This window comes from Paenibacillus sp. 01L418, assembly GCF_056400045.1.
Genome location: NZ_JBFTSN010000750.1, coordinates 1 through 1347, shown reverse-complemented (window position 1 = coordinate 1347; position 1347 = coordinate 1). Strand labels below are relative to the sequence as shown.

Below are 1347 nucleotides of genomic sequence, written 5' to 3'. Positions count from 1 at the left end.
AGCCACACAAACTGGCTTGGATAACGATACGCTATTCCCAGTGAAGGTCAATTGTCCACTTGATTTATTAACTTTGAATGTAACGATATTATTTGTATCTCGGTTTGCAGCAAGTAAATAATTGCCGTTTGGCGTCAGTGCAAAATGACGTGGATGTCCGCCTTCAACCGAAATGTGCTGAACAAGTGACAAAGCACCCGTTTGTTCATCAATTGCGAAAACAACAATGCTGTCATGACCACGATTGGAACCATATACAAATTTGCCGTCTGAAGATACAGTAATTTCAGCACAAGAGTTTTCATCTTTAAAATCCGACGGAAGAGTGCTAACGGTTGCTAAAGTCGTCAACTGGCCGGTTTCTTTATCGTATGTAAACGATGTAATTGTTGAATCCACCTCATTAATGACATAGACGAACTTACCATTCGGATGGAACGACAGATGACGCGGCCCTGCTCCCGGATGCAAAGAAATTTCGGCATGGTGAATAAGCTTATGATCAGCATCATCCAAGCGATAAGTGACAATTCGATCCAGTCCCAAATCAGAAACGAACAGGTATCGACCGTCAGGGCTGTAGAACGAGGAATGCGGATGCGGACGATCCTGGCGTTCTGGATGCTGACTGCTTCCAACATGTTGTTTCACATCAAGCTCTTGACCGATAGCGCCCTCTTCTGTGATGCCAAATAGTCCAATCATGCCGCCATGATAGCTAGTAACCGTCAAATAACGGCTATTCGCATCACGCTGAATATGACAGGTCGTCGAAGCAACCGTCTCTTTACGGTTTATGAGCCGTAATGAGCCCTCCTTGGTATCAATGGCAAATGCCGCAGCCTCTCCAACCTTAAGACCTGATTGATTCACGGCTTCGGAGATCGTATACAATAGCTTGCGGTCTGCATCTACATTGAGAAACGTCGGATTTTTAAAATCAGCAACCGCGTCCGTCAACGTTAATGTACCCGATTGCTCATCGAATGCATACACGTACACGCCATTCTCCTCTGTTTCTGCATAAGAGCCTGCGAACACAAGCAGACGTTGTTGTTCATTTGTCACGTTTAAACCCCCTAAGTATTTGCATGTCGTCGCTTCTTAATGAGCGTCTGACTTTTATACCGTTATCTATTATAAGTTGTGAAAGCTAATCCGACAAATACGTTTTTTCATAAGATCGTTTTACGATTCCAGCTGCTGCCTGTCCAGACAACAAAGTCGCCGAGGCTAACACCCTCAGCGACTTTCGTTAATGGCACTTCGATACGTTTTTCATTTATTAAAATAAAAACAGACATCCGAGACAACTCGATGATTTCACCAATTCGCTCAATTTGACAG

Annotated in this window: 1 protein-coding gene; it reads right to left on the bottom strand. The window is 43.9% G+C overall.

What is annotated here, in order from left to right:
• A partial coding sequence (locus AC1DSE_RS35335; protein ID WP_477529127.1) for a lactonase family protein occupies window positions 1-1068 on the bottom strand: 1068 nt, incomplete at its 3' end.
• Between the last annotated feature and the right edge of the window lie 279 nt (window positions 1069-1347).